The sequence below is a fragment of the Bradyrhizobium sp. SBR1B genome, assembly GCF_014198205.1.
Classification (GTDB): Bacteria; Pseudomonadota; Alphaproteobacteria; order Rhizobiales; family Xanthobacteraceae; genus Bradyrhizobium.
This window is the reverse complement of record NZ_JACIHC010000082.1, coordinates 1-1,120: the sequence shown is the minus strand read 5'-3', so window position 1 is coordinate 1,120 and position 1,120 is coordinate 1. Positions and strand designations below refer to the sequence as shown.

Here is a 1,120-nt window from a genome sequence, read left to right as displayed (position 1 = left end):
CGCCCCCTCGACGGCATGGATATGCCAAAGTGAAGGGTGTTGAACAGCCATCACGAGAGAGGAAGCGTCCGTGAACGAAGTTAGCGCGATTGGACCTAGCGCCTGGCGCAGGCCTTCGAACGCGCCGGCGTTCCGGTCAGCCGCGGCGCTTTGGGTCGCTGGGTGATCGGCTCGAGCGAGAAACATCTCTCCCGCATCTATGACGCCCTGAAGCTGCGGCTCAGATCGCAGCCTCTCATCCATGGCGACGAGACGACGGTTCAGGTCCTCAAGGAGAAGGACGAAAAGGCCACCAGCACATCGTATATGTGGGCTTATCGCAGCGGCAAGGGCAGCACGAGCCGATCGTGCTTCTGGATTATCAGCCGGGCCGTGGCCAAATCCACCCGTGGGCCTTCCTCGGCGATTACCGCGGCATCGTGATGAGTGACGGCTATACCGCATGGCGCACGCTGGAACGGGCCACCCACATCGGCTGCATGGCCCACTCCCGGCGGCGCTTTGTCGATGCCCTCAGGGCGAGGAAGAAGGGCGGCGGTCCGCCCGAGCAGGCGCTGCGGTTCTTCGACCAGCTCTACCGGGTTGAAAGGCAGGCGCGGGACGGAATACCGGCGAAGGGTGAAACACAGGCCGACTGCATTCGCCGCTTCCGCCAGCAACATAGTGTCCCCATCCTCAATGCTCTTAAGGTATGGCTCGATGACATGGCCCCGAAGGTCTTGCCTGGCAGCAAGCTCGGCGACGCCGTATCCTACACCCGAAACCAATGGGAATATCTGACGCGCTACACCGGGGACGGCAGCATGCCGATCGACAACAATCTTCTTGAGCGGGACATCAGGGTTTTTGCAACTGGCAGGAAGAGTTGGTTGTTCAGCGATACCGTGGACGGAGCCAAGGCCAGTGCCGTGAGCTATGCGGGAAGCTGGGTGATGACGGACTGAGATAGGCGGCGTATCGAGGCGGGTGTCGAGCCTGCCAGAACCTCTCAAGGGGAGCGATACGCCATGAACGAGACTAGGGTGTGTACCTAATTAGCGGGTTCTGATTCCCTCGCACCGAGTTGATTCGGCACGGGGGACTTCGATGCGCAAAGGACTGTTCTGGCTGAACGACAAGC

General features: G+C 61.0%; 1 pseudogene. It reads left to right on the top strand.

From position 1 onward, the window contains the following. Positions 1-99: 99 nt before the first annotated feature. Positions 100-920: pseudogene (gene tnpC, locus GGD61_RS40170) on the top strand (IS66 family transposase); the annotation flags it as partial. Positions 921-1,120: the final 200 nt, after the last annotated feature.